The sequence below is a fragment of the Mesorhizobium sp. M7A.F.Ca.CA.001.08.2.1 genome, assembly GCF_003998455.1.
GTDB lineage: Bacteria > Pseudomonadota > Alphaproteobacteria > Rhizobiales > Rhizobiaceae > Mesorhizobium > Mesorhizobium ciceri.
Map to the genome: position 1 here is coordinate 1 of NZ_RZPW01000876.1, position 2,371 is coordinate 2,371.

The window sequence follows — 2,371 nt, forward strand, 5'->3', positions numbered from 1 at the left end:
CGACCGCGGCCAGCGGTAAGCCAACGCGGACTTCAGGTTCCCTGTTCGCGCGCCACCGCCTGCCAGCCGATATCGCGGCGGCAGAACCCGTCCGGCCAGTCGATGCGGTCAAGCGCGGCATAGGCTCGTTTCTGCGCCTCGCCGACCGTGCTTCCCGTCGCCGTGACGTTGAGGACGCGGCCGCCATTGGCAACCAGCGCGCCGCCATTGATGGCGGTACCGGCATGGAATATCTGGACGCCGTCGCTTGCCGCGTCTTCGACGCCGCGGATGACCGAGCCTTTTTCCGGCGTGCCGGGATAGCCTCTCGCCGCCATCACCACGGTCAATGCCGCCTCGTCGCGCCAGCGCACCGAAGTATGTGCCAACTGGCCGTCGGTTGCCGCGTTGAGCAGGACCAGCAGATCATCCTTCAGCCGCATCATCAGCACCTGGCATTCCGGATCGCCGAAGCGGGTGTTGTATTCGATCAGTCTTGGCCCCTTGTCGGTGATCATCAGCCCGGCAAACAGCACGCCGGAGAAAGGCGCGCCCAGTTCGGCCATGCCGCGCATGGTCGGCTCGATGATCTCACGCATGGTGCGCTCGACCAGTTCCGGCGTCATCACCGGTGCCGGCGAATAGGCCCCCATGCCGCCAGTGTTCGGACCGGTGTCGCCGTCGCCGACGCGCTTGTGATCCTGCGCGGTGCCGAAGGGCAGTGCGGTGGTACCGTCGCAGAGGCAGAAGAAGCTCGCCTCCTCGCCGGTCATGAATTCCTCGACCACAACTTCCGCGCCGGCGGCGCCGAAGGAACCATCGAAGCAGGCATCGAGTGCTGCCTGTGCTTCACTGAGCGTCATGGCGACGGTGACGCCCTTGCCGGCAGCGAGCCCGTCGGCCTTGATGACGATCGGCGCCCCGGTCTTTTCGACATAGGCTTTGGCCGAGGCCAGATCACTGAAACGGCCATAGGCGGCGGTCGGGATGTTGTAGCGGGCGCAGAGGTCCTTGGTGAAACCTTTCGAGCCTTCCAGCTGTGCCGCTGCCTTGGAGGGACCGAAGACGCGGATATTTTCGGCGCGCAGATCGTCGGCAATGCCGGCGACCAGCGGGCCTTCCGGACCGACCACGACGAGGTCGATTTTTTTCTCCCGGCAGAATGCGGTGACCGCGGCGTGATCGGCGATGTCGAGCTTGACCAGTTCGGCCTCGCCGCCAATGCCCGGATTGCCGGGGGCGGCATAAAGCTTCGTCAGCAGCGGCGATGCGGCGATCTTCCAGGCGAGCGCATGTTCGCGGCCGCCGGAGCCGAGAAGAAGAACGTTCATGGCCACCTCTTGATGCTAACCCTTGAAGAGCACCCGCTATTGCTCTCTGGGCGACGGGTCAAGGCATCAGGGTGTTTTGATGGAAATTGCGCACGGGACGTTACCCCCGAATATGGGCGCCGAATACCAGCACCCTTGTTCTGGACCCTGCTCAGCGCTGGTAGACGACAGGAAACCAATCCTCGCGCAGTCTCTGCCCCGGCTGCATGCCGTGGCCATGATAGGGCGGCGAGGTGCGCCCCGGCCGCTCGATGTAGCGCGCATCGTCGCCGACCCAGCGCAGCGACAGCGCTCGGCGCCGCGCCGCTGTCATGTTGCCGCGCGCGCCATGCGCGGTCCTGAAGTCGAACAGGATGGCGTCGCCCGGCTCCATTTCCCATTCGAGCACCTTCATCGAAGGGTCCTTGTCGGGATCGGGCACCGGCAGATAGTCGCCCTCGCCGGCATAGAAATTGCTATCGTCGAGCCAGCGCACCGGCAGGATCATCTTGTCCCATTTGTGCGAGCCGGCGATCAGCCGCAGCGTCGCCTCTTTCACCGGGTCGATGGGTATCCAGAAGCTCACCGTCTGTTGGCCATCGACGAAATAGTAGGGGATGTCCTGATGCCAGGGCGTCGGCTTCTGCGTGCCGGGTTCCTTCACCAGCACATGATCATGGAAGAACTGCGCGGTGCGCGACTGCATCACCGCCGCCGCCAGTTCGGCGGCGGGTGAGTCCCGTACCAGGCTGACGAATTCGGGGATGCGCTCCCAGTTGCAGTAGTCATCGAAGAAACTACCGCGACCGTTGGCTATGTCGGATGCGGTGGCGCTGCGGTTCTGCATGTTGCGTTCGATGCCGGCGGCAATCGTGTCGACCCAGCCCTTGAAGGCGCCGCGAATGCAAACAGCGCCGTCACGCTGATAGTCGGCAATCGTGGACGCGCCGATCCTGGTGGCGTCGAGGGTGGCAGTCCGGGAAGCCATGGCGTTCTCCTCTTGGAATAAAGCCACTATCGCAACATCTATTCATTCGGTAAAATAATAACTTTCGATCTGACATATAGAGTGCCTCTATGAG

Annotated in this window: 2 protein-coding genes; both read right to left on the reverse strand. The window is 63.6% G+C overall.

Annotated features, from left to right (window positions below; all coding sequences use genetic code 11):
• Nucleotides 1-32: 32 nt before the first annotated feature.
• Complete coding sequence (gene purD / locus EN914_RS32335; RefSeq protein ID WP_024503593.1) at nucleotides 33-1,310, reverse strand: phosphoribosylamine--glycine ligase; 1,278 nt, start codon at nucleotides 1,308-1,310, stop codon at nucleotides 33-35.
• Between the two features lie 151 nt (nucleotides 1,311-1,461).
• Complete coding sequence (locus tag EN914_RS32340) at nucleotides 1,462-2,277, reverse strand: phytanoyl-CoA dioxygenase family protein (protein WP_024503592.1); 816 nt, start codon at nucleotides 2,275-2,277, stop codon at nucleotides 1,462-1,464.
• Between the last annotated feature and the right edge of the window lie 94 nt (nucleotides 2,278-2,371).

Excerpts from the sequence above, each read along its gene's own strand:
- EN914_RS32340 (WP_024503592.1), bottom strand. The coding sequence starts at position 2,277 with ATGGCTTCCCGGACTGCCACCCTCGACGCCACCAGGATCGGCGCGTCC.
- purD (WP_024503593.1), bottom strand. The coding sequence starts at position 1,310 with ATGAACGTTCTTCTTCTCGGCTCCGGCGGCCGCGAACATGCGCTCGCC.